Origin of the sequence: Parabacteroides sp. AF17-28 (assembly GCF_003479205.1) — a bacterium.
Lineage (GTDB): Bacteria > Bacteroidota > Bacteroidia > Bacteroidales > Tannerellaceae > Parabacteroides > Parabacteroides acidifaciens.
This window is the reverse complement of record NZ_QUGV01000055.1, coordinates 1-2285: the sequence shown is the minus strand read 5'-3', so window position 1 is coordinate 2285 and position 2285 is coordinate 1. Positions and strand designations below refer to the sequence as shown.

Below are 2285 nucleotides of genomic sequence, written 5' to 3'. Positions count from 1 at the left end.
TTCGTGTTCACTTCGGCGATGTCGGTGTCGGAGAACCAGAATTTGAAGCCACTGCGGTAGAGAGCCAATGCTTGCGAATAGATGCCGGTATGGTCGACAGGCGTGGTGTAGTCGATGCCTTGCGCCTCAAAACAGAGGAAACGGCGCGAGCCGGTACGGTCGGTCAACACCTGGCTGTCGTTGACCGTCGCGAGGAAGGAGGCGCGGCGGGTGTAGGTCTCGGCATTGCGGGCGTAGGCACGGCGTTCGCGAACCGTGTTTTTCGTGATCATCACCTTCAGGCGGTTCAGCTCCATGCGGCTCTGCCCTGAAAGTTCGTCAAGTATGATCAGGAAACAGTCGGAGAGCAACAGCATGGCGTCTTTCGACGACGGGTCGAGATTACCGGTATAAATGTACTCGGACAAGGAGGGAGGGACGAGATGACGGCACCAGGTCGTTTTCCCGATCCCCTGCTCGCCGCTGAGCAGCAGGACGGAGTGGTTTTCCTGCTTCGCGTCGATGGCGCAGGCGACGGTTGCCACCAGCCATTTGCAGAGGCAAGTCTGCCAATAGTCAGGGCGGTCGGTGGCGATTGTGGCCGCCAGGAGGGCAATATGGTCCGTCGTCCCGTCCCACGGCGGAAGACTGTCGAAATAGGCCGTAAAAGGGTTGTATTCCTTGCTGTAATCGGAATGGATTACAGCATGGAGCTCAGGCAATTTACAACGTATCCCTGCCATCTGCATCGCGCACCAGACGGAGTTCTCCCAGTAGTCGGTGACAGGTACGAAGTCTTTCCTGCCCTTCCTTTTCGTTTGCTGCCATTCGATTAATCCGCGCACGACATTGTAACGCAAGGTATATGCGGCGGAAAGGAAGCGGCGGATATCTTCCACTTTCCCTTCTCCCTTTTCCGGAGTTTCTTCCTTTCCCGCTTCATCGGTATGCGTGAAGGCGCTTTCCACAGCCTGGCGGATTTCATCGGCAGGGAGATCGGAAAACTTCTGGTTACAGTAGGCTTCCGTTTCTGCTTTCAGGATGCCCAGGCGATTGCAATGGCATGAGAATTGGTAGACATAGTTATTCCGGTTCCCATCCTCGTATTTGGACTTGCATGAAGCACGATGACGGGCCCGGGCAAACAGCGGAGCCTGGTTTTTATCCTTTGAAACCATCCTGGGCAACAAGGGTTCTAACATAGGAATATCGCCCGGCAACTGCCCTGTGTCGTTCAGCCAGTCCGAGAAACGGGGTGAGAGGAACAGCCCGCTGTCGTCCGAGACGAAGCACAGACGCCCGGCATCGCTTCCCGAAGCGTCGATCTCGACACCTAAGAGGTTCTCATACCACGCCTTCATCGTGTCGTAGAGGACACGGTGGTTCTCGGGGATCGGCTCCAGGCGGACCGCCGCGTAGACAATCACCTTCAACCCTGCCCCGCCGGGACTCAGGAAGCAGGCAACGGTGTAGGCAGCCGCTTCGATCAACGCCCTGAGGCGGACGATATCGGCTGCCGTCAACCCGTCGAGGTCCAGTATCAACAGGGGGTTATAGCCGGTCAGGCATTCCTTGAGGCGTTTGCCGTTGTAGAGGGCGGAAACGGTGAAGGCCGGCAGCCCTTTCTTGATCCGCTCGGCTGACGCTTTGTCGCCCTCGGCAAGGCACCCCCGGAGTTTACGGACATCGGGGGCGTAGCGACCCGCCTTGATTTCGGTTAACACGGCTACCAGGGCCCTATTTCCCTGATAAATTCTGAACATAATAAAGACACTAATTTGTACCATAATGCAACTTTTGTGTGATTTATGTCGATTCGTTCGGCATTTGTTCAAATGTAGGGAGAATGAACCGGTTAGCTCACACCTTTTTTGCTTTATTAGTAAAAAGGGTGTCGAATATTATTCGTCTGAAAGATAGCGTTTGGCGGCATCCAATAAACTGGAAAATTTCAGGGGCTCTTTTCCTTCTTCGGGACAGACTTTGATCACCTCGTCGAGCGCACGCAGAAGGGCTTCGCGGTTACATTTCCCGTCCACCTTGCAGTGCTCGCTCTTGATCAGTGGCGCCAGGAGCGCCAGGAACTGGTGTGTCGGCCCGTGGAAGACGACCCGGTCTTTCCACTCCATATCTTCCTCCAAGGCTGCGTGTTCCAGGATGCGGTTCACCTGGTTACAGCGTTTTACTAACTCGTGCAGCTGCTTTTCCGCTGGCTGCAGCGTCTCATTTAACTCGCGCAACATCCGGTTCAGGCCGGCGGCTTCAATTTTTTTTTCATGCTGATTGTTTGTTTATTTGGTGATTGA

The 2285-nt window shown here is 54.9% G+C and carries 2 protein-coding genes; both read right to left on the bottom strand.

Annotated features, from left to right (window positions below):
* Positions 1 to 1766 (bottom strand): VapE domain-containing protein (locus tag DWW90_RS20265; RefSeq protein WP_147382459.1); only part of this gene is annotated, 1766 nt, incomplete at its 3' end.
* A gap of 114 nt (positions 1767 to 1880) precedes the next feature.
* On the bottom strand, positions 1881 to 2222 hold the full coding sequence (locus DWW90_RS20260) for a hypothetical protein (RefSeq protein ID WP_122346274.1): 342 nt from the start codon (positions 2220 to 2222) through the stop codon (positions 1881 to 1883).
* Positions 2223 to 2285 lie beyond the last annotated feature (63 nt).